Annotated in this window: 17 protein-coding genes; 5 read left to right on the forward strand and 12 right to left on the reverse strand. The window is 38.5% G+C overall.

The features are described 5' to 3' along the window. Positions 1-33: 33 nt before the first annotated feature. On the reverse strand, positions 34-1,668 hold the full coding sequence (lnt, locus tag J2786_RS11520; protein WP_047434908.1) for an apolipoprotein N-acyltransferase: 1,635 nt from the start codon (positions 1,666-1,668) through the stop codon (positions 34-36). A 56-nt stretch (positions 1,669-1,724) separates the two neighbouring features. Here lnt and J2786_RS11525 point away from each other — a divergent pair, with 56 nt between their 5' ends. Then, entirely contained in the window at positions 1,725-2,138 is a 414-nt protein-coding gene (locus tag J2786_RS11525; RefSeq protein ID WP_047434907.1) for a VanZ family protein, read from the forward strand. Here the strand turns inward: J2786_RS11525 and proC are convergent. The 4 genes from proC to J2786_RS11545 all read right to left on the reverse strand — a co-directional run bounded on the left by proC (position 2,128) and on the right by J2786_RS11545 (position 5,959). Continuing rightward, positions 2,128-2,931: a pyrroline-5-carboxylate reductase gene (gene proC, locus J2786_RS11530; RefSeq protein WP_047434905.1), complete on the reverse strand. Its 804-nt coding sequence runs from the start codon at positions 2,929-2,931 to the stop codon at positions 2,128-2,130. The two genes, J2786_RS11525 and proC, sit on opposite strands and share 11 nt — an antisense overlap. Before the next feature lie 310 nt (positions 2,932-3,241). After that, positions 3,242-4,261: a UDP-N-acetylmuramate dehydrogenase gene (gene murB / locus J2786_RS11535; RefSeq protein ID WP_047434902.1), complete on the reverse strand. Its 1,020-nt coding sequence runs from the start codon at positions 4,259-4,261 to the stop codon at positions 3,242-3,244. Continuing rightward, positions 4,258-4,743 (reverse strand): hypothetical protein, encoded by a 486-nt coding sequence (locus J2786_RS11540; protein ID WP_047434900.1) that lies wholly within the window; start codon positions 4,741-4,743, stop codon positions 4,258-4,260. The genes murB and J2786_RS11540 overlap by 4 nt, the downstream gene beginning before the upstream one ends. Before the next feature lie 10 nt (positions 4,744-4,753). Then, the gene (locus tag J2786_RS11545) at positions 4,754-5,959 is read right to left on the reverse strand and encodes a pyridoxal phosphate-dependent aminotransferase (protein WP_047434897.1); all 1,206 of its coding nucleotides are present in this window, start codon (positions 5,957-5,959) and stop codon (positions 4,754-4,756) included. Positions 5,960-6,258: 299 nt separating this feature from the next. On the opposite strand from J2786_RS11545, the gene J2786_RS11550 reads away from it, so the two are divergent. The 3 genes from J2786_RS11550 (at position 6,259) to J2786_RS11560 (ending at position 10,500) form a co-directional block, all read left to right on the forward strand. After that, entirely contained in the window at positions 6,259-8,667 is a 2,409-nt protein-coding gene (locus J2786_RS11550; protein ID WP_310025256.1) for a GEVED domain-containing protein, read from the forward strand. A gap of 310 nt (positions 8,668-8,977) precedes the next feature. Continuing rightward, positions 8,978-9,943 (forward strand): T9SS type A sorting domain-containing protein, encoded by a 966-nt coding sequence (locus tag J2786_RS11555; protein WP_047434893.1) that lies wholly within the window; start codon positions 8,978-8,980, stop codon positions 9,941-9,943. A 101-nt stretch (positions 9,944-10,044) separates the two neighbouring features. Then, a complete protein-coding gene (locus tag J2786_RS11560) occupies positions 10,045-10,500 on the forward strand; it encodes a DUF1801 domain-containing protein (protein ID WP_047434890.1) in 456 nt (151 codons plus the stop codon). 200 nt (positions 10,501-10,700) lie between these two features. Here the strand turns inward: J2786_RS11560 and J2786_RS11565 are convergent, their stop codons facing one another. Genes J2786_RS11565 through J2786_RS11585 form a run of 5 tightly spaced genes read right to left on the reverse strand, consistent with a single transcriptional unit; the run spans position 10,701 to position 19,624 of the window. Continuing rightward, positions 10,701-11,966 (reverse strand): TolC family protein, encoded by a 1,266-nt coding sequence (locus J2786_RS11565; protein ID WP_082002027.1) that lies wholly within the window; start codon positions 11,964-11,966, stop codon positions 10,701-10,703. Continuing rightward, positions 11,956-15,051, reverse strand: a complete 3,096-nt coding sequence (locus J2786_RS11570; protein WP_310025259.1) for an efflux RND transporter permease subunit — start codon at positions 15,049-15,051, stop codon at positions 11,956-11,958. The genes J2786_RS11565 and J2786_RS11570 overlap by 11 nt, the downstream gene beginning before the upstream one ends. A 15-nt stretch (positions 15,052-15,066) precedes the next feature. Further along, entirely contained in the window at positions 15,067-16,170 is a 1,104-nt protein-coding gene (locus J2786_RS11575) for an efflux RND transporter periplasmic adaptor subunit (RefSeq protein ID WP_047434884.1), read from the reverse strand. Between the two features lie 59 nt (positions 16,171-16,229). Next, on the reverse strand, positions 16,230-18,902 hold the full coding sequence (gene mgtA / locus J2786_RS11580) for a magnesium-translocating P-type ATPase (RefSeq protein ID WP_047434881.1): 2,673 nt from the start codon (positions 18,900-18,902) through the stop codon (positions 16,230-16,232). 23 nt (positions 18,903-18,925) lie between these two features. Continuing rightward, positions 18,926-19,624, reverse strand: coding sequence for an MgtC/SapB family protein (locus tag J2786_RS11585; protein WP_047434878.1), 699 nt, complete (start codon positions 19,622-19,624; stop codon positions 18,926-18,928). A gap of 405 nt (positions 19,625-20,029) precedes the next feature. Here J2786_RS11585 and J2786_RS11590 point away from each other — a divergent pair, with 405 nt between their 5' ends. Next, positions 20,030-20,881, forward strand: a complete 852-nt coding sequence (locus J2786_RS11590; RefSeq protein ID WP_047434875.1) for an EamA family transporter — start codon at positions 20,030-20,032, stop codon at positions 20,879-20,881. Between the two features lie 61 nt (positions 20,882-20,942). Here the strand turns inward: J2786_RS11590 and J2786_RS11595 are convergent, their stop codons facing one another. Both J2786_RS11595 and J2786_RS11600 read right to left on the reverse strand, forming a co-directional pair. Beyond that, complete coding sequence (locus tag J2786_RS11595; RefSeq protein WP_047434873.1) at positions 20,943-22,304, reverse strand: ATP-binding protein; 1,362 nt, start codon at positions 22,302-22,304, stop codon at positions 20,943-20,945. A 31-nt stretch (positions 22,305-22,335) separates the two neighbouring features. After that, entirely contained in the window at positions 22,336-23,037 is a 702-nt protein-coding gene (locus J2786_RS11600; RefSeq protein WP_047434870.1) for a response regulator transcription factor, read from the reverse strand. Between the last annotated feature and the right edge of the window lie 142 nt (positions 23,038-23,179).

Below are 23,179 nucleotides of genomic sequence, written 5' to 3' on the forward strand. Positions count from 1 at the left end.
GCCCTATCTAGTAATTTTAATTAACCCTCGGGATTACGCTTTCTTCGTTTTCTTTTTAAACCATTCAATCAGGTAGTAGAACAATAAAAATCCCAGTGCAAATATGGAAAACCTCGAAAGAAGATCTCCGGCTCTGCTATAAAATGTCATGGTATCATAAAGGTTTACCTTTGCGAATAAGGCGGTCTGGTCACCATAGAAAGTATCGGCCATTATCTCTCCTTTAGCATTGATGTGTGCTGAAATTCCGCTGTTGGCTGCGCGGGCAATTTCCCTTCTGGTTTCAATAGCTCTCAGTTTAGCGTAAGATAAAAGCTGTTTGTGCCCTTCGGTAACGCCCCACCATGAATCATTGGTCATAATACCTAAAAAGTTAGCCCCCTTTTTTACATAGTCTGTTACAAATTCACCATAAATGCTTTCATAGCAAATGATAGGGGCAATTTTCCCCTTGTTATAAGGATTTGAAAAGGCCACTCTCTCTTTATCTGTTCCCAAAGAGGCTACAGTTCCTCCCAGATTCAACATCGCATCTCCCAATAAAGGTTTTAAAACATTCATATAAGGGAATATCTCAACGCCTGGCACAAGTTTTCCTTTGTGATAAGCCTGTACCTTTTGGTTAGGCACAAGTTGAATGGCGGTATTATAACTGCTCACCCAAACTCCGCTGTTGATCTGGTATGCTTCTTTAGGTAAACCGGCCGGATTATAATAAAAACGGTGTGAAGAAATTCCTGTAGCAAAAACAGATCCGGGATGATTTGATAAAAATCCTTTGATATTGTTGAGAAGTAAACTTTTTTCAAAAGCTGTTTCAGAAATAGATCCTCTGCCCGGAAGAGCCGTTTCCGGAGCCATATAATAATCAATCTTACCGGTTGAATTTTTTTCAGCTAGGGCTAATAAATCCTGTTCTATAGTCAGACTGTCTTTCGAGTATTTTTCAGCATAAGGATCAAGATCGGGCTGCAGCATCAGAACATTGACCTGTCCGATTGGTTTTTCATCAAAATTGTTGTATCTGATTACTGAAATAATCATTGGCAGAACAATTAAAGCTGCAACAATAACTGAATTTTTAATAAGATCTTTCCGTTTTCTCCCGGCTTCCCATGTTCTTACAGTATAAAAAATCAGAACATTAATGATAAGAATCCAGAAGCTTCCTCCGGTTGCTCCCAAAGTATCATACCACTGGATCAGTTTGGGATAGTCTGAAAATACATTCCCAAGATTCAACCAGGGCCATGTCAGCTCCCATCCCAGATGAAATTTTTCAAAACTCATCCAGATGGCAATCAGAAAGCCTAATCCCCAATACGTTCCCTGAGCATTTTTATACCAGTGATAGCATTGGAAAACCAGTGAATATAAAAAAGAATTAACCAATACCGGGAATACAACGGCCATCAGAGAATGGCTTCCGTCAGGATTCTTTGAGCCATAGAGCCATCCTGTAGTGACTATATTCCAGATCACAAAACATAGATAAGACAATCCGAAGACCACCCAGCTTTTCCTTTTGTAATCTGAAAATTTTGAAATTCCATGCTCCATCATCAGAAGTGGAACAAGAGCAAAAAATATAAAAAACGGAACTCCATAAGTTGGCCATGAAACCGACAGCAGCATTGCTGAAATAAGTGTAAGTAGAACGTATTTCATTAAATTATTTTAATACACAAATTTAATGTTTTTGAAATGAATATATTAGCAGTTTGATGTTAAAGAAAATTTATAAAATCATTATTGTTCCGTATCCTCTGTTTTTGCTCTATCTGATGTTTTTGGGAATGGGCAGATTTCAGTATGAGGAAAATCTCATTACCATAGAACCTGTTTTTTCTACAATTAAATTTATCCAGGGGCCCGCTAAGACCATAGATATTGTGACGATTGTTTTGGGAAATATTATGATGTTTATTCCTTTTGGTTTTTTGGGCTGGGTCATTCCCGAAATGAAACAACTGAAGCCCCTGATGTTTAGCTTTATTTCATGTATTGTTATTGTGGAAGCACTTCAATATTTTACCAGAATGGGAATATTTGAGGTAGACGATATCATCCTGAATACGTTTGGCGTGTATCTGGGATGGGAGTTTTGCAGAATGATTGAAAAAAAAATTAGTTATTAAGTTCCTTTGCACGCTTTTCGGCGTTCAGAATGCCCTGTTTCAGAATTTCTTTGAAACTGTTGTCTTCAAATGTTTTTAAAGCAGCTTCGGTAGTTCCTCCTTTGGATGCAACATCTTTAATCAGTTCCTCAAGGTTTTTTTCTGAATTATTGATCAGATGATAAGCCCCAAGCATGGTCTGTTTTACAAAAAGTTTCGAAAGATTTTCTTCAATTCCCATTTCAATACCAGCTTTGATCATCGCATCAATAATATAATAGAAATAAGCAGGGCCACTTCCTGAAAGGGCGGTGACGCCATCCAGAAGCTCTTCATCTTCCAGATAAACCGATCTCCCAGTGCTGTTCAATAATCTTTCAATATTGATTAACTGGCTGAAAGAAATTCCGTTGGCTGCAGTGTAACCTGTGATTCCCATTCCCAGGAGGGTAGGAGAGTTGGGCATTGCTCTTACTACAAGTGGATGATTCAGTAATTTCTGAATTTTCTCAATATTGATTCCCGCCATGATGGATAAAATCATCTGGTTTTCTTTGAAAGTAAATTGAATATTTTGAGCAACAGTTTGAAAATCCTGAGGTTTTACAGCAATAATAACCAGATCCGCATCAATGTCTCTTACTTCTTCAAAAGTGGAAATTTTAGACCTGGGGAATTCGTCAGCTATTTTGGAGATGTTTTCCTTATTTCTGATAATCAGGTGAAGGTGTTCAGGTTTGATCAGTTCATATTTCAAAAATGATTTTGAAAAAGAAAGTCCCATATTTCCGGCTCCAAGAATAGCTATTTTCATCGCAAATTATAATTTTTAAGCTAAAATAGTGATTTTCCGGAGACTGGATATGAGTTTATTCTGAATTAATTGTTGGTTGGAAAATGCAAAGAAGCAAAGATTTTGAATAATATGCTGCTTTAAGGCGCAAGAAAATCGAGAATTTCAGCAAGAGTGAAATAAAAGTAATATCATAAAGATCTGTGCTATCTGAGAAATTCGTGCGAAAATATATTGCGTAAAATAAGACTTCAAAATATTCGACACTTACAGATAATTAAGAAATAAAAAAGACTGAATTCATATGAATCAGCCTTTATGTATTTTTAGATTAAATAATATTTACTTCCCTTTCTAATTCTATTCCGAATTTTTCTTTCACAGAATTAATGATCTCAGTGGAAAAATCAAAGATTTCTTTTCCGGTAGCATTTCCGGTAGCATTGATGATCACCAGAGACTGTAACTTGTGTGAAGCTACATTCCCGATTTGTTTTCCTTTCCATCCACATTGTTCAATCAGCCATCCTGCAGGAACTTTTACCCAGTCTCCATTCGGGTAACCCTGAATATTTTCAAATTTTTGTTGTAAAACTTCAAACTGACCTAAAGGAATGGTCGGGTTTTTGAAAAAGCTTCCGGCATTTCCGATTTCTTTAGGATCAGGTAATTTGCTTTGCCGGATATTAATAACAGCTTTGGAAATATCCTGAATGGTTGGATTGTCAATGCCAAGATTTTCGAGCTCAGATTTGATCGCTCCATACTCGGTTTTGATAGAGTGTTTTTTTTGAGTCAGTTTAAAAGTGACTTCAAGGATAACATACCTCCCTTTTCCTTCCTGTTTGAAAATAGAATCTCTGTACCCGAATCTGCATTGTTCCAGATTGAACGTTCTCAGTTCCAGGTTTTCTAAATCCAATACTTCGCAGCTTATAAAAATATCTTTAATTTCTGTTCCGTAAGCCCCGATATTCTGCATTGGAGAAGTTCCTACATTTCCGGGAATTAAAGAAAGGTTTTCAAGACCTCCATAATTTTTTTGCAGGCAGTATATCACAAATTCATGCCAGTTCTCACCTGCTTTTGCTGTTACCCATACTTCGTTTTCATTGATATTCTCTTCAGAAATCCCTCTTAAATTAAGTCTGATGGCAAGACCGTCAAAATCTCTGGTTAGAAGAATGTTACTTCCACCTCCCAGAAACAGAAGCTGAAGAGTTTGGGTTTTCGCAAAAATGAGCGCCTCTTTTAATTCATCAATTGTATTGACTTCAGTAAAATATTTGGCTTTGGCTTCAACACCGAAAGTGTTATAAGGTTGTAATGAAAAATTTTCCTGCATGTTTATTTGTATTCTTTGGGAAGAATTTTGTCTAGTTGTTCCTTAAGTTGTTGTAATTGCTTGTAATGTAAAGTATCTGCATAAGCATTCACATAGATATGTGATTTTTTGGGAGTCCGGATCTGGAAAGTTTCATCCGTTCCGTCTACAGACTGCTGGCTGGGAGAACTTTTTATATGATCAAGATCTGTAACATGGATTGTTGATACCAGCTTTTTCCAGATGTCGGAATTCATAGCAGCTGACCAGGCTTTATGGCTCTGATTGGCTGTCATTCCTTTTTCTGCAAAAACAGAATCTTTAGTGGCTTTGATAATTCTGTAATTTCCAAGATTTCCTCCGATATCGGATACGCTGATGAATGTAATCTCGTATGGATTTTTGTGGGGAGCTGACTGTTCTGTCTTTTTGGAATCACAGGAAAAAAATGCCGACAGCAAAAGAATCGAAAACAGGATTTTCAGATGGTTTTTTTTTGTTGTCGGCATAAGATATGTTTTACAGACTGAATTCTTCTCTGTACTTCTTTAAAGCTTCTTTAAGAATTTCAGCACTTTTCTTTAAATCTTCTTCTTTCAGAACGTACGCAATTCTTACCTGTTTTTTACCTAATTCCGGATCGCTGTAGAATCCTCCTGCAGGCGCAACCATAATGGTTTCGTTGTTAAGAGAATATTTTTCAAGCAACCACTGAGCAAATTTTTCAGTATCGTCTACCGGAAGTTCTGCAACACAGTAGAAAGCTCCTCTTGGCTTAGGGCAGATTACCCCGGGAATAGCATTTAAAAGGTCTACCAATACATTTCTTCTGTGGGTATATTCTTCTCTTACAGCTCTGATATAAGGACCATCATTCTGGTGTGCTGCAGTTGCTGCAATCTGTCCTAAAAGAACCGGGCTCAATCTTGCCTGTGCAAAAAGCATAGCAGCATTGCGGATTTTGTTGGAACGTGTGACCATACATCCGATTCTTACTCCACACATAGAGTAACGCTTGGATTCTGAGTCTATGATGATACAGTTTTCAGCCAGTTCAGGGAAATCAAGCATTGAAATCTGCTGCTTTCCATCATATACGTATTCTCTGTATACTTCATCAGAGATGATTACGATATCGTATTTCAAAGCTATTTCTGCCAATTTCTGAAGTTCCTCACGGGTATAAAGATATCCTGTAGGGTTTCCAGGGTTACAGATAATGATTGCTCTTGTTTTTTCTGTAATTTTTTTCTCGAATTCTTCAACAGGAGGCAAAGCAAAACCAGTGTCAATTGTAGAAGGTACAGCGACTACATTCACATCAAATGTGCTGGTGAACCCATTGTAGTTAGCATAATAAGGTTCAGGAATAATCACTTCATCCCCTTCGTCACATAAAGTTGAGATGGCAAAGTTAAGCGCTTCAGAACCTCCGTTAGTCACAATAAAGTTATCAGGAGTAAGATCTGAGAAACCTAACGAATGGTAGTATTCTGTAAGGGCTTTTCTGTATTCGATATTCCCTTCAGAAAGCGCATATTCCAATACTTTTAAATCGATGTTTTTTAAAGCATTTAAAGCTGTTTCCGGAGTTTCAATATCAGGCTGTCCGATATTAAGGTGGTATACTTTTATTCCTTTCTGTTTTGCTTGTAATGCAAAAGGAACCAGTTTTCTTACCGGCGATGGCGGCATATGCAGTGCTCTGTTTGAAATATTCGGCATTGTTCAAAAAATTTGTATGACAAAAATAGGATTTAATTTCTCAATAATAAAATTAAGAATCGAGAAGAAGATGTTTCATTACATTTTTTGTGTCTTTAAAATCTGTTTGTTTTAGTATTAAATTTTCATGTATATAAAATAAACTTTACGATTATGTTAAAAATAATATTTTCGTGTTAATATTTTTCTTAAATTTCGCCTCAAATGTGATTAAAATGGTAATAAATTTATTTTCTAGAGTGGTACCTGCTATTGCTCTCTTTTCTGCCAGTGTACTCATGGCGCAAAATTATCAAACTATGCCTATTTCTTCCGGCTTAACAGCTGATGTGATTGCTAACGGGATAGGCTCCTCAACAGTTACTACGAACAATGACGTAGACGGAGTTTCTTACGCTTTTGTAGCGAAAGATTTTCAGTTAACCTCCACAAGTGCAGCTATTACGTATGGTATTCCTGTTGACGGGGTTATTAATTCTGTAGTGGGAACAACTCCGGGATTGAGCTTTCAGCTGGCCGGTTTGAATGCAAATAATTCTTTAAGGCTGGCTGCAATCAGTGATAACGGAACGTTGGCATTTACAACACCAAAAGCAGCAACCAAGCTGTATATGCTTGCTGTAAGTGGAAGTGGGACTTCTACAGTAAGTGTAGTGGTCAATTTTACGGATGGCAGTTCACAGACTTTTTCAAGTATCAGCCTCGCAGACTGGTATAACGGATCCAATTTTGCCATTCAGGGAATAGGAAGGATTAAAAAGCCGGGAGCTACTCCTGCAGCTGGTGATGATGTTCCTTCCCCGGAAGGCGGAACCAATCCAAGATTATATCAGGCTGAACTGGCAATAGATGCTGCCAATCAGGCTAAACTGATACAAAGTGTAACAGTAACCAAAGCAAGCGGCTCGGGGATACCAAATATTTTTGCTTTTTCAGCAGATGCTTATTCGGATTGTATGCCTCCTGTATTGCAGGCAGTTTCCGGAATTACGGCCAACTCAGCTTTGGTTTCATGGACAGGTAGTGCTGCCAGTTATGATGTATACCACAGTACTTCAAACACAACACCGGCAAGTACAGTAACACCTACTTATCCAGGAGTAACAGGGTCAAGTACAACGATTGGAGGTCTTAATTCAAATACAACCTATTATTATTGGGTAAGATCCAATTGTAACACGGCGACAGGCCAAAGTGTATGGTCATTTGCAGGAACATTTAAAACAGCCTGTTCTACTTTCACAGTTCCCTATACAGAAAATTTTGATACTACAAGTACAGGTTCCAGTACCAATACAAATGCACCAAGCTGCTGGACATATCTGGAAAGTGCATCATTTGCGGGGTATGGATATGTAAGTACATCCAACAACTACTCAGCACCTAATGCCTATTATATGACCAATTCAAGTGCTACTACGGGTAGCCAAATGCTGGTTGCACCTCCAACTGTAAATCTTTCAGATGGTACCAAACGTGTAAGATTCTATGCAAAAGGAGGAGGAAGTAATTATACATTATTAGTGGGAACATTGTCAAATCCTACAGATCCTGCTTCTTTTACACCAATTGGTTCTCCTATTGCTTTAACAACTACCCACACTCAATATACCGTTAATATACCAGCGGGTACTGATTTACAGTTAGCATTTAAACATGGTTTAGGAGGTTCTTCACGTTCTATTTATATTGATAATATTACTGTTCAGGATATTCCTTCCTGCCTTGAGCCGAGTGCAGTTGTAGTGTCAAATCTTACAATGAACTCTGCGGCAATTGGTTGGACAGCTCCTTTTACGGTTCCTGGAAACGGATACGAAGTATACTACAGTACAACGAATACAGCACCTGATGCATCTACTGTTTTGAACGCTTCCAACTCTGTAACTTCTGCTACGACTTCTGCATCTCTGAATTCACTGCTTTCTGATACAAATTATTATGTGTGGGTAAGATCTGTATGTAGTGCTACTGATAGAAGTATCTGGAGTGAGATGCTTACATTCAGAACAGGATATTGCTTACCTTCATCTACTTCTCAGAACTCGTGGCTTTCTGACTTCAGTTCTACAGGAGGACTTGTAGATATGGCTTATTCGTCCGGTTCAAGTATTGCAGGCGGATATCAGAATTTAACAACAACCAGTAACAAAATAATAAATGCTCCGGGATCCAGTACTTCAGTATCTTTCACTGCAGGTGGTCCTACATGTGGAATTGGGGTTTGGGTAGACTGGAATAATAATTTAACTTTTGAAGCTTCGGAGAGAATGTTTGTAACTAACACTTATGTTACAAGTACTTCAGGATCCATCACTGTACCAGCAGGAACACCTCTTGGAACTTACAGAATGAGAGTAGTGACTGATTATAACAGTACAGCACCTTCAAATCCTTGTACTGCTATTTCAAGAGGAGAATTCATTGATTTTACCTTTGAAGTGGCTACCTCTTTATCCACTTCAGAAACGAACCTGAAGAAAAAAGAAGTGAATGTATATCCTAATCCTTTCAAAGATGTACTTCATGTTGCAGATATAAAGAATGTTAAATCTGTAACCGTTACAGATGTAGCAGGAAGAGTAGTGAAAACTATTGACAATCCTACATCGGAACTTCAGTTAGGAGAATTAAATACCGGTTTATACCTGGTGACGATGAACTTTAAAGATGGCTCAAAATCAACAGTAAAAGCCATTAAGAAATAAAATTTTTTGAGTTAATAATTTCTGTAGGCAGTTGCATTCGTGTGGCTGCCTTTTTTTGTGATCAGGTGTAACTTTCTGATTTTTACTATTCTCCCGTTTTTATGAGATGTATTATTTCTAATTTCGGGGATTTATTATGGGGAATAAGTAAATAATATTCATTACATATTTTTTGAGTGTTAATAATTTTAGTTTTTTTGCGGCTATTTTTTATAATTTAAGTCAATATGTTATTTATTGTTTTGTTAAATAGCTTTTTTATTATGGGTTTTCTATTTTTGAATTGAATTAAACACAAAAACATCTTATTATGAAAAAAAATATATTTTTAGAAAAGCTTTCATGTCTTGCTTTATTTTCTGCCGTTGTAATGCAGGCTCAAAATTTTCAGACAATGCCTGTCCTGTCAGGATATACGGATGATGTAATAGCTAATGGCATCGGATCTGCTGATGATTCTACTACCAATGACATTGATGGGGTAGGTTATGCTTTTGTTGCAGCAGATTTTAAAGCAGTGAGTTCTGATCCGCCACTAACTTTTGGTATACCTTCTAATGGTATTATCAATTCTGCAGTAGCCTCGACTCCTGGATTAAGTTATCAGTTGGGGAATTTGAATTCCAATAATTCGCTGAGGCTCGAAACTATCGGGCAATCTGGTACACTTGTATTTATTACTCCATTAGCAGCTTTAAAATTATATATGCTTGCAACAAGCGGAAGTGGTTCAGCCAGTGTAACGGCTACCGTTACATTCACAGATAATACATCTCAGGTATTTTCCAATATAAGTATTCCTGATTGGTATGGCGGATTCAATTATGCGGTTCAGGGGCTGGGAAGGGTTGTGGTAGGTAGTGATGATATAGAATCTGATAGTTCTAATCCCAGAATGTATCAGTTTGCATTGAATATAGATACCGCCAACCAGTCTAAATCTGTAAAAAGTGTTACCCTGACAAAAAGCGGAGGAGATGGTGTTGTCAATCTTTTTGCCTTTTCTGCAGACAAAAATATACAACTCAGTATTGCCGAAGCAAATGGTCTTAAAAAAGAAGAGATTTACCCAAATCCTTTTAAAGATACTTTTCATATAACTGACATCAAAGGTATTCAAACCATAACAGTTACGGATGTAGCAGGAAGAGTAGTGAAAACTATCGACAATCCAACCACTGAACTTACGCTGGGAGAATTAAATGCCGGTTTATACCTGGTGACGATGAACTGTAAAAATGGTTCAAAATCTACTGTAAAAGCCATTAAAAAATAAAAGTTTTTGAGTTAATAATTTCTGTAGGCAGTTGCATTCGTGTGGCTGCCTTTTTTGCAATACATATATAAAAATAATTGTATTTTAGAAAAAAATATAAAATGCAGATTCAGTCAGTTTCTATAGAAGATTATATTTCAAAAATTCCTGAAGAAAGACAGGAAGCTTTTAAAAAACTTTTTGATACAGTGAACAACAATCTCCCGAAAGGTTTCGAAGAAGCCACGAATTATGGAATGATAGGTTGGGTAGTTCCTCTGGCCACATTTCCTGCCGGGTATCACTGTGCACCCGGGACACCGCTGCCATTCATCAATCTTGCTTCCCAGAAGAATTTTATAGCATTGTATCATATGGGGCTCTATTCAAAACCTGAACTTCTCGACTGGTTTGTAGGAGAATATCCAAAACATTCCAAAAAGAAGCTGGATATGGGGAAATCCTGTATCCGTTTCAAAAAAGTAGAAGATATCCCTTTTGAACTGATCGCTGAACTCAGTAAAAAAATGACTCCTGATGACTGGATCGGAATTTATGAATCTCAGTATAAAAGATAAAAAAAGGCCCCGAAATCTAAATTTCAGGGCCTTTTTTATGCTGGAGGCAGGGGGATGGGAGTAGGAAGTTATAGTTGTGTTTTTAGAATCAATGTTTGTCGTTTGATGGGTATGTATTTTAGGATTAAAAAGTTAATTAAATGGTGTATATTTATTCATCGACATCCGGAAACTTCCATCCTCCAGCTTCCCTCTTCCAGCTAAAAATGAATATCCCAGATTCCTGCTTTCCTTTCAAGCTCAATTAAAGCCGCTGCATTATCGGCAAGAGCCTGGTAATAATCTTTTCTTATATTGTTATAAGTTCGCTGGGCATTCAAAACTTCAAGGATAGAGCTTTCTCCTCTTTTGTAGCTGTAAGTGATTCCTTCAAGAATACTTTTCGCTTCGGAAAGCATTCCGTTGTGAAACTGTCTGAGCTGTTTCTGAGTAGCTGTATATTGCTGATAGGCCTGCATTACTTCCGCTCTTATACCTTGTTCAATCTGTCTGTATTCAACTTCTGCCTGTGAATGGGTCATTTCAGCGATTTTCAATCCTGCATTTCTCCTGTTGGAAAATTTCAAGGGAATGCTAATACCCATTTTGACAGCATTGACGGTGGGAGAAGGAGCTATCTCGTTGGTGGCTTCGGTGTGGCGTTCTGCTCCTGCACTGATACCCAGATCTATGATCCGATTGGCTTTTTCAAGATTGATCTGACTTTTGGCAACTTCTGTATTTTGTCTGGCTGCCAATAAATCTGCTCTTTCATTCAGCGCCTGAAGAATCAGATCATCAATGCTGAAATCTCGATTGAAGGCATTAAAATCCCCGGAAACATCTCTCCCTGTTATTTTGGTGTCACCAAGAAATACAGACAAACTGGTGAGTGCCTGCTGTTCTGCACTTTCTGCCTGATATACTTCATTAAGCAGCGAAGCGGCTTCCAGTTTACTCTGTTTGGAAGCCACTAATGTTATAGTTCCCAATTTGTAACGGATACTGTCAGATTTTGCCAATTGCTGCATATTTTTATAAGAGTCCTGCTGTACTTCAAGCAAAGCCTTGGATTTTAAAGCTTCAATATATCCTAAACTGGCGTCTGCACGGAGGTTTCTGAAAAAATCCTGCAATAGTATTTTGCTCAGCTCAGATTGGTTTCTGGCGAGATTTACCCTGGCTTTTCTTTTACCACCCAATTCAAGTGTCCAGCCGAGTGAGGCACCATACACATATCCCATACTTTGTTTTACTCCATTATTGGTGGTTTCCATTTCCAGTTGAGGATCAGGAAACATATTAGCTGTCTGGATAGCGGCTTCGGCTATACTTACGTTATATTTCTGAGATGCATAACCCAGATTTTTATTGCCGACAAGACTCAGGTATTCTTCAAATGGTAAAAGCTCTTTTTCCTGTGCCTTCATGCTTGTAATACTAAACAATACGACAGATAGTATCATAATGTGAACTTTAATTTTCATCTGATTCCAAATTTTGTTTTTCGTTGCGACGTTCAGCCATAAAATAAATAGCCGGCAGTACGAACAGGGTTAAAATAGTAGAGAACATCAGTCCATAAACAATGACTGTTGCCAGTGGACGCTGTACATCAGAACCGATTCCTGTGGCCAATGATGCCGGGAACAATCCGATTACAGCCACCGTTGCGGTCATCAGTACAGGTCTGAAACGGTCTTTTGCGCCTTTGATGGCTGCCTGTTTCAGTTCGTATCCTTTCTTACGCAGATCGTTGATGTGGGAAATCATAATGACTCCGTTCTGGATGGCAACTCCAAAGAGAGCGATAAATCCCACTGCGGAAGATACATTCAGAGACATTCCCCGGATGTTAAGCGCCAGCATTCCGCCAAATAATGCCAGTGGAACAATAGACATCAGAACCAAAGCCTGTCTGAAATCCCCAAATGCGCCATACAGCAACAAGAACATAATAGCTAATGCCAGAGGAACGATAAATGCCAGCCTTGAATAAGCCCTGTTTTGATTTTCAAACTGTCCGCCCCATTTAATCTGGTATTTCTCATGATCATATCTGATGTCTTTTTCAATTTTATCCTGCGCTTTTTTCAGGAAAGAAGAAAGATCAGTTCCTCTCAGATTCAGCTTTACCGTAAGATGCCGTTTATTCATTTCTCTGGTAATGGTGCTTTCTCCGGTACTTAATTTTACTTCTGCTACCTGGGATAGTGGAATTTTTGCTCCGGAAGCTGAAGTCAGCATCAGGTTTCCGATTTTATCCGGAGTATCACGGCTGTCTTCCGTATAGCGGCATGAAATATCATATACCTTATTGCCGATAAAGATCTGAGAAATGGCTTTTCCTCCCAATGCCACTTCAATAAGGTCGGCAACATCAGCTACGTTCAATCCATATTGAGCAATCTTGTCTCTGTTGGCAATGATCTGCAATTGAGGTAACGGAGGCTCTTGATCGATAGCAAGGTCTGCCGAACCAGGAATTGTATTTAAAGTTGACAAGACATTTTCTGCAATTCTTCGGGTTTCCTTAAAATCTTCTCCATATACTTTTACCACCAGCTCACTATGAGCTCCGGAGATTTTATCCATGACCCCGTCAATCATAGGCTGTGAAAACCCAACGGTGAATCCTGGCATGTCTTTATAATCTGCTGCGAGTTCTTTGATGAGGTCGGCTTTTGTTTTTCCTGAAGGCCATTCGCTGTAAGGCTTTATTCCGACAGAAACTTCAAAGTGGGAAGCGGTCCATGGATCGGTACCATCATCATTTCGTCCTGCCTGAACCATCATATAAGTGATTTCAGAATGTTTTAAAGTTCGGGCACGTAAAGTATCACTCATTTCTTTTGATTTGGCTAAAGAAATTCCGGGTGGCAGCTGTACCTGCAGCCATATGGAACCTTCGTCCAGTTCGGGAAGAAAATCTTTTCCTACATGATAGGAGAGAACTCCGGCAGATACAAGAACAATTATAATAGGAATGATCACTCTTTTAGGAGTCTGCATTATTTTTTCAATGCTTTTTCCATAGGCTGTGCTTAGTTTCTCCAGCCATTTATTATGATAGATTTTCTGTGGTTTACGATAGATCACATAAGCCAATCCGGGGATTAACAATAATGCTACAGCGAGTGCACCCAGCAGTGCATATCCTACAGTGAAAGCCATGGGTGTAAATAATTTTTTTTCTACTCTTTCAAAGGCAAATAATGGAAGATAAGCAGTAATGATAATAATGGTGGAAAAGAAAATAGGTTTTGCCACTTCAATCACTCTTTGGGTAATGGTCTTTTCTTCCAGCGTTTCTTCTGAGTCTTCTTCTCTTTTCTTCAGAATGGTTTCCAGCATGACGATAGCTCCGTCTACAATGATTCCAAAATCAATAGCTCCCAGTGAAAGCAGGTTGGCCGGAATATTGGTGAATTGCATTAATATAAAAGCAACTAATAAAGAAAGCGGAATGGTAATCGCCACCAGCAATGCTCCGCGCCAGCTTCCAAGAAATACGATCAATACGATAATAACCAATACAATTCCTTCGGTCAGGGTATGGGAAACAGTAGTAAGCGTTGTTTTGACAAGATCTGTTCTGTCCAGAAAAGGATGAATCTTTACACCGGGAGGAAGCGTTTCGTTATTCAGTTCTTCAATAGCTTCATGAACACTCTCCAACACTTGTGAAGGATTTTGTCCTCTTAATAAAAGCACAATTCCTTCCACACTTTCAGAATAATTACGTTTTCTGTCTGTATAGCCAAGAATCCCTTTCCTTTCCAGATTTCCGTATTTCAATGTTCCTACGTCATTCAAAAAAACCGGAACACCATTTTGAGTTTTGACTACAATTTTTCCAAGATCATCTAAATCTTTTACCAAACCAATTCCACGGATTACATAGGCAAGGTTTCCACGAGGAAGCATACTTCCTCCGGCACTCACGTTATTTTTAGAGATCGTTTCGGTAACTTCTGAGAGAGATAACCCATATTGTTCAAGTTTATGCGGATCCAGCTCGATCTGAAACTGAGTGGTAATTCCTCCAAAATTGGTAACGTCAGCGATTCCTGAAACCTGCTTAATACGAGGAATGATGACAAACTTTTGTAGATCTGTCAATTCCCGCAGACTGTGGTTGTTGCTTTCGATAATATAACGGTATACTTCGCCGATAGGAGAGGTGAGAGGGTCTAATCCTGGTTGCGCACCATAAGGAAGCTCCACATCCGTCAGTCTTTCCTGAATACGCTGGCGTGCCCAGTAATCATCTATACCGTCATCGAAAACCATGGTAATAATGGAAAGCCCGAAGGTACTTTTGCTTCGCATCACATGCATTCCCGGAAGGCCGTTCAGGGATCTTTCCAAAGGAATAGTGATCTGCTGTTCTACTTCTTCGGCTGCCAGACCCGGAACCTGTGTTACCACCTGTGAGGTTACATCGGCAATATCAGGATAGGCTTCTATGGATAATCTGGTCCAGGAATAATATCCGAAGAATCCCAGTAAAAGGAAGAGAGCAAGCATAAGCCATCTCTTCTGTATCGAGATTGTTAGTAATTTCTTCATAGTTTTTCTTTTACATTATTTCGCATCCAGCATATAAATTCCCCCTTCAGTCATGATGGTTTCTCCCGGCTTTATTCCTGATGTGATTCTTACTGTTTTCTGATCGGTTTCTCCCGTTGTCACAGGACGTTTTGCATATTGGCTCTTACCGGTTTTTACCCATACATACTGGGAGTCATCCTGCTGCATCAAAGCGGTTATGGGAATCATCACTGTCTTTTCAGGAGTCGTTGAAAAACTGACTGTAGCATACATTCCTGGCTTTAGTTTTCTGTCCGGATTGTCACATTCAATAAGAACTTTGATACTTCGGGTATCTTCGTCTACAATTTCATTGATATGATATACTTTTCCGGTAATATTTCTGTCCGGATACGCACTTACTTTTACAGAAACCTGATCTCCGGTGTTGACAAAGCGGATGTCTTTTTCCTTTACATCCCCTGAAATCCAGACTTTTGATAATTCTGCGATAATCATTACCGGATCTGCATCTCCTTTCAGATATTGGCCGTTTACAATTTTGTTGGAAATAATTTCTCCGTTAATAGGAGCTCTCACCACAAGAGGGCTTCCTAGACCTCCGCCTTTACTGTTATAGACTTTCAAGGCAGAAGAAGCATTGGAGAGAGAGGTTTTCTTATTTTTAAAATCAGTTTCCGCTTCGTCCAGTTCCTTCTGAATACCGACTCCATGTTTTACGAGATCCTGCTGGCGCCTGTAGTTTTTTTCGGCTAGCTGTACATCATTCAAGGCATCTGTATAATCCTTTTGAACTGAAAAATAATCTGAAGAAAGGATTTCAAAAAGAGGACTTCCCGCAGAAATATTTTGGCCAAGCTGAATAAACGATTGGGTGATTCTTCCGGAAAAAGGGCTGGCAATTTCCGCATAATGATTAGGGATTGCCTGGATTGTTCCTGCAGAAACCACACCATCACTGTGTTCCTGCTCAGTAACAATCTGTGTTTTGATTTTTTTGAAAATGGGATTATTTTCAGGAACGGTCACGTGACCATTTTTTATAAGGAGATCCTGATCCTGCGGAACTTCACTTTTAGAATTTTTACAAGAGGTTATCAATGTCAAAAAGACCATTGTTAAGACTGTTTTTCTCATATAAGTTATTTATAACCATTATTTAAATTTCTTTTTCTAGATCCATAGCTATGATTTTTTTAAAGCCATTGCCCGAATTTTCTAATGAACCATTGTTTCACAAACTGGGTTAATACACAGTATCCTGTAAGAATTCCTATTAAATAAAGGAAGTAGCTCAGAGGCAGAGGCTGCATTTTCAGATATACGGCCATTGGAGTGAAGGGAATCAGAATTCCGATCAGCATCATTAAACTTGTTAAAGCAACTACCGGTGTGGCGGCCCAGCTTTGGATAAATGGTATTTTTTTCGTCCTGATAATATGAACAATCAAGGTCTGGGATAATAAACCTTCCACAAACCAGCCTGTCTGAAACAAACCTTGTTGTTCCGGTGTATTGGCTTTAAAAATGAAGAACATCACAGCAAAAGTCACATAATCAAAAATGGAACTCAAAGGACCTATATACAGCATAAATTTTTTGATGCTTGCTGCTTCCCATTTTTTCGGTTTTTCCAGAAAATCTTTATCCATTGTATCCCATGGAATGGAGGCTTGAGATACATCATACAGTAAATTCTGTGTCAGAATCTGCAGCGGAAGCATAGGCAGAAACGGAAGCAAAGCACTGGCTCCGATCATGCTGAACATATTTCCGAAGTTGCTGCTGGCAGTCATTTTTATATATTTCACTATATTTCCGAAAGTTCTTCTTCCATAGATCACTCCGCTTCGAAGGACCATCAGATCTTTTTCCAACAGGATAATATCTGCACTTTCTTTGGCAATGTCTGCTCCTGTATCAACAGAGATTCCTACATCTGCTTCCTTGATGGCTGCCGCATCATTGATTCCGTCTCCCATAAAGCCAACGGTGTGACCTTTAGATCTTAATATTTTTACAATACGTTGTTTTTGTAAAGGGCTTACCTTAGCAAAAACAGAATAGAGGTCCATCTCCTTACGAAGTTCATCATCACTCATGTGCTCCAGTTCATCACCGAGCATAATAGTATTGATAGGAATTCCTACGTCATGGCATATTTTTTTAGCCACAATATCATTATCTCCGGTTACTACCTTTACTTCTACACCCAGCTTGTGCAGAGCTTTGATGCTTGGTTCTGCAGAAGGCTTTGCCGGATCAAGGAATCCCATAAATCCTGTAAGCGTAAGGCTATTTTCATCGGCAACAGAATAATTCAATGGGTGATCACCGTCAAACTCCCGGATGGCAATTAATAATACACGTTGTCCTTCCGCATTCAGTTTTTCGGACATTCTGATAATCTGCTGCTTCATAGTATCATCCAGCGGAACACTATTATCATTCTCGATATGCAGACTATGATCTTCACCCGGATCTAAAGCATATTGACATAAAGGAAGCATTTCTTCCACTGCGCCTTTACAGATCATCAGGTGTTTTCCTGTGGAGGTATTCAATACCACAGACATTCTTCTTCTTTCAAAATCAAAAGGAATTTCGTCTACCTTTTGATACAATTCATCAGCTCTCATCAGGTTGTGAACCTCAGCATGATCCAGCACTGCCTGATCCAGCAGATTTTTGAGACCTGTTTGATGAAAACTGTTGAGGTAGCCCCATTTCAAAACCTCATCATCTTCAATACCACGAACGTTGAGGTGGGTTTCCAAAACAATTTTGTCCAGTGTAAGCGTTCCCGTTTTATCAGTACATAGAATATCCATAGCTCCGATATTCTGAATAGCATTCAGTCTTTTAACGATTACTTTCTTTTTGCTCATATTGACTGCTCCCTTGGCGAGATTGGCAGTAACAATCATAGGAAGCATTTCAGGAGTTAATCCTACGGCAACGGCAATGGCAAATAATAAAGCCTGCATCCAGTCTCCTTTTACCAACCCATTGATCAGGAAAATAACAGGAGTCATGATCAGCATAAACCTGATCAGCAGATAGCTTACTTTATTGACTCCGATATCAAAAGCGGTTTCTGGTCTTTTAGAAACCAGGCTTCTGCTGATGCTTCCGAAATAGGTGAAAATACCTGTGTTTGCCACAACAACTGTTGCAGATCCGCTTACCACATTGGTACCCATAAAGCATATATTCTGAAGGCTGAGAGGATTGATGTCTTTAGCATCCTTGATGGGAAGTGCATTTTTTTCCACCGGAAGGGCTTCTCCCGTCAGTATAGATTCACTGATGAAAAGATCTTTACTCTTAAGAATTCTGCAGTCGGCCGGAACCATATTCCCTGCGGACAGAATAATGATATCACCGGGAACAATTTCAGTGATTTCTATTTCTTTGCTTTCATTGAATTTTCTTTTGGTGAGACAGCTTGTCTTTACCATCTTTTTTAATGCTTCTGCCGCTTTGTTGCTTCGGAATTCCTGAATGAATCTTAAAACCGTACTAAAGAGCAGCATCACCGAAATAATAATACTGGTGCTGAAATCTTTTTCACCCGCAGGTACAAGAATAGCATCAATGAATAATGAAATGATGGCAATACAGGCCAGGATATAATTAAATGGATTAAAAAAAGAATGGGCAAACTGTTTCACCCATGAGGGGGCTTTTTGGGTAGCAATTTCATTTTTACCATAAATTTTCAGACGGTCTTTTACCGTGTTTTCACTGAGGCCTTCTTCTGAGGTTTCCAGTAGGGCATAAATCATTTTTTCGTTCTCGGCAGCAGCTTCTTTCAACTTTACAAGAGCTGCGGAATTGAGATTTTTGTTTGAAGATTTTTTTAACATTGCTTCAAGGGTTGTTTTTAATGTTACAAATCGTTTTCAGTGCCTATAATTTCCCAGCTTACTTTGATGACTTTATCTTCAATGGTGAGTCTGCTGGCTGTTTTTTCCATGAAACTGTCCTGTGGAGTAGAAGCATGAACTTCTGCTGTTATGATGGCATTTTCAGGCAGACCGTTGTCATCGCTGGTAAGGGATTTCAGTAATACTTTATCATTTCCACTCAGCGATTGCATGAGTTGTACGCGGACATGATTTTCCACTTCACTTTTGCATTTGATGCTGAGAAGGTATTCGGTATAATGGTTTCTGCTGTTGATGTTATTGCCCAGTTTTACGCCTAAAGGACGAAGGATAATGTGGGTAAGAATAATAAATCCACTGGTAATGGCTGCTTCCACAGGAAATCCCATGGCGCTGAGAGCTCCTACCGATGCAGAACACCAGATGGTAGCTGCTGTATTGAGCCCTCTCACGGTAAGGCCGTCTTTCATGATAACGCCTCCACCCAAAAAGCCAATACCGCTTACAATATAAGAGGCTATCCTGCCTGTAGCATCACCTCCAATTCTGATAGAAAGAAGAACAAAAGCAGCTGAGCCGAGACATACAAGGGTATTGGTACGGAGACCTGCGCTTTTCTGACGCCATTGTCTTTCGAAACCAATGCTTGCACCCAAGGCAAATGCGGTAAGGAGACGAAGGGTAAATTCGAATGTATTCATAACTTTTCCTGTTTTTATAAAGCTTTTCAGCTGTACGGGAAAAGTGAGTACAACTAAAGCTTTTAAGATTGATTATTACTGTAAGGATCTGGGTCCATATGCTTTATTTTTTACAGTGCAAAAGTATAGAGGACTCTTTTCTTTCCCAGTTAGAAAAGCTTTAGAATACCATTAGAATATTATTAGAGAAATTCATGTGTGTTTTTTGGTGATTCTGAAAAGGAATAATTATTTATTATATCCTGTTAATATGTGTTAACTGTATCCATGGTAAGAGATAAAATTTCAATACATTTGGAGGTTGTTTTTTTTGTATGATAAATTTTCACAATTTGTTATATAAAATAAGAGCTTGTGTAATCCCGGAAATTTCCTTCCAAAATCTTTGAACACTATATTTTAAAAATGAAAAAATCAAACTTAGCAATACCGGCTACTCTTTTAGCGATTATCTGTGTGCAGGGAGGTGCCTCCATTGCAAAACAGCTTTTTCCGGCTATTGGAGCTATTGGTACGGTTACTTTAAGAATTGTACTTTCTGCTGTTTTGCTTACTTTGATCAACCGTCCGAAGTTTTTACAATTTAACAGCCAGAAATGGAAATACTGTGCGGTCTACGGAACAGGACTGGCCGCAATGAACCTTATTTTTTATATGGCTATTCAAAGAATTCCGCTGGGATTGGCGGTTACAGTAGAATTTGCAGGTCCTTTATTCCTTGCGCTGGCTTTATCCCGTAAACTGTTGGATGTCATATGGGCATTACTGGCATGTATAGGCATTCTGCTGATCGTTCCATGGCAGAATGATCATGTAGATTTAATAGGACTCGGGCTGGCTTTTCTGGCAGGAATGTTCTGGGCAGTTTATATTGTAATGGGAGGGAAGGTTTCCAAAATAATGGATGGAAAAGATGCGGTAACGACCGGGATGATATTTGCGAGTATGGTAATTATTCCCTTTACGATTTGGGATGGAGCGGTTTTTAATCTTACTCCTGCTATTTTTGTAAAAGGTCTCGGTGTGGCTATTCTTTCGAGTGCTTTACCTTTTTCATTAGAAATTATGGCATTGAAAAGACTTCCTGCAAAGACTTTCAGTATTCTGATGAGTCTTGAACCTGCATTTGCAGCACTTTCAGGATTGGTTTTTCTTGCCGAAGAATTATCTTTTTTACAGTGGATTTCTATTGCATGTGTGATTGCAGCCAGCATAGGAACTACGGTTTTCAATAAGAAATCTCTTTCTCACGAGTAGAGGTATGGAATTTTAAAAGGGAAATTAAGATTCAAATAAATTTTAATGAAGTGTTGACACATCAACTAATCATGAACTCTATCGTGAAAATAGTTTCGTTATAATCTGATATTACAGTCACTTTTGCATTGTGGAGCAGAATAATTTTCTGAGTGAGAAATAATCCTATTCCATGACCCTTTTCCTGTCTGGACGTTTCGCTTCTGTAAAAAGGTTCGAAAATATGAAGTACATCTTCTTTATTAATGCTATTTCCCGTATTGGTAAAACTGATTGTTAGAATTTTTGAATCAGTATTTACATCAATCAGACACGTGTGTTCCGGTGAATACTTGCAGGCATTGTCTATAAGATTGTTAAAAGAAACCTGTAGGAGATATTCATTTCCCTGAATGGTAAGCTGATGCTCTTCTACCGAGTCTTCTATGTTCAGTGAAACTTTATATCCTGAATTTTCTTTGGTGATTTTGGTATAAGATTCCAGAAGAACTTCATCCAGACGCACTTCCGAAAAACTGATCTCATTGGGATCATAGCTCGCTTTGGCAAGATCCATTAAACTATTCGATAATTTTACCATATTTCGGGCATCATCCAGTGCATATTGGATACTTTCCCGGTATTCTTCTTTGGTTTTATCTTTTTCAGAAGCCAGTTCAAGCTCGGTAATGATTGCGGATAGCGGAGTTCTCAGCTCATGGGAAATATTGGATACAAAATGTTTTTGCGAATCAAAAGAATTTTCAAGTCGTTCCAGCATTCCATTGAAATTTTGAGCAAGCTCATTCAGCTCATCTTTTTCTTTCGTTGTTTTAAGACGTAATTGGAGTTTTCCGGCAGTAATTTTTTTAATCTGAATAACCATTTCACTGAGCGGACTCAATGCTTTTTTGGAAAGAAATATTCCTGCCAGATAAATTAATATTAAGATACTGAAGAATGAAATAATACTGATGGTCAGGAGATGCGTGAGATAATCGTATCCGTATTGATCATAGGCAGCTGCGGTGACTGCGTAAGTTTTTCCTTCATAATGATAGACCATTCCAATGACCTGTAAATCATTTAAAAAGAAATTGATTTTCTTCTTTTGGAATATCTGAGCAAGCATTTCCGAAGTTTCCTTTACATAATCTACTTTGGCATCGTCATGATAAACGAGCTGCTTATTACTATCATAAATAGCAACCTGAACTTCATTAAGGGTTCTGGTATTGTTTTTATAAAGCTTATGCATTTCCTGTTCAGGCAATGAACTTCGGAAAAATAAATCAGCTTTGGCAATCGCCTCGTTCTGAAGTTCGCTGTAAAAAGATTTTTCTCTGGCTTCTTTGGATGAATAATAGATAGAAATACTGTAAATACTTAAAAGCATTGCAGTGATTAAGGTAAAAAGCAGGGTAAGTCTGGTTCTTATTTTCATCCCGATATTTTTAGTTTATCTCCTTGATTAATTATACAGTACCTGATTCATAGTCTTTTTTCAGAATAAATCCCATGCCGGCTTTGGTATGGATCAGTTTGGTTGCAAAATCTTTATCTATTTTCTTTCTGAGATAATTGATATAGACATCGATGAAGTTAGTACCCGTATCAAAATGGGTTTCCCATACTTTTTCCGCAATTTCACTTCTGGAAAGAACCCTTTCAGAATTTTCCAGCATGAATTTTAAGAGATTAAACTCTTTCGGAGTCAGCTTTATCAGAGTATGATCACGGCTCACCGTTTTTTGTTCCAGATTCATTTCAATGCCTTCATATTTAAGAACGAAAACTTTTTGATGTAACTGTTGTGAAAAACGTTTCAGAAGTACCTTTATCCTTGCTACCAGTTCCCGCATTTCAAAAGGCTTGGTGAGATAATCATCCGCTCCGGCATCAAATCCTTCCAGTTTGTCATCAGTAGTTCCCAGTGCAGTAAGCATAATAACCGGAAGATGGGGTTTTAAAGCTTTGATCTCATTGCAAAATTCAAGACCATCTTTTTTCGGTAATATAATATCGGTTACCACCAGATCAAAATGATTTTGCAGTGCCAGCTTCAGCCCCATGACTCCGTCATAAGCCACAGTGACCGCAAATTCAGCTTCCTGAAATCCCTTTGCAATCAATTTTGAAAGCCTGTCGTCGTCTTCAACTAATAAAATATGGGGCATAAGATTTTTGGAATGTTTGGGTTGTATGAGCAATAGATCAATATTCTCACAAATGTAATGAATTCTATTTTGTAATTTTGGCCCCGAAAAGTATTATAGATGTCCGAAATTAAAACGTTTTTTAGCAAAATAATCAAAAAAA

The organism is Chryseobacterium vietnamense (genome assembly GCF_031454475.1).
Classification (GTDB): Bacteria; Bacteroidota; Bacteroidia; order Flavobacteriales; family Weeksellaceae; genus Chryseobacterium; species Chryseobacterium vietnamense.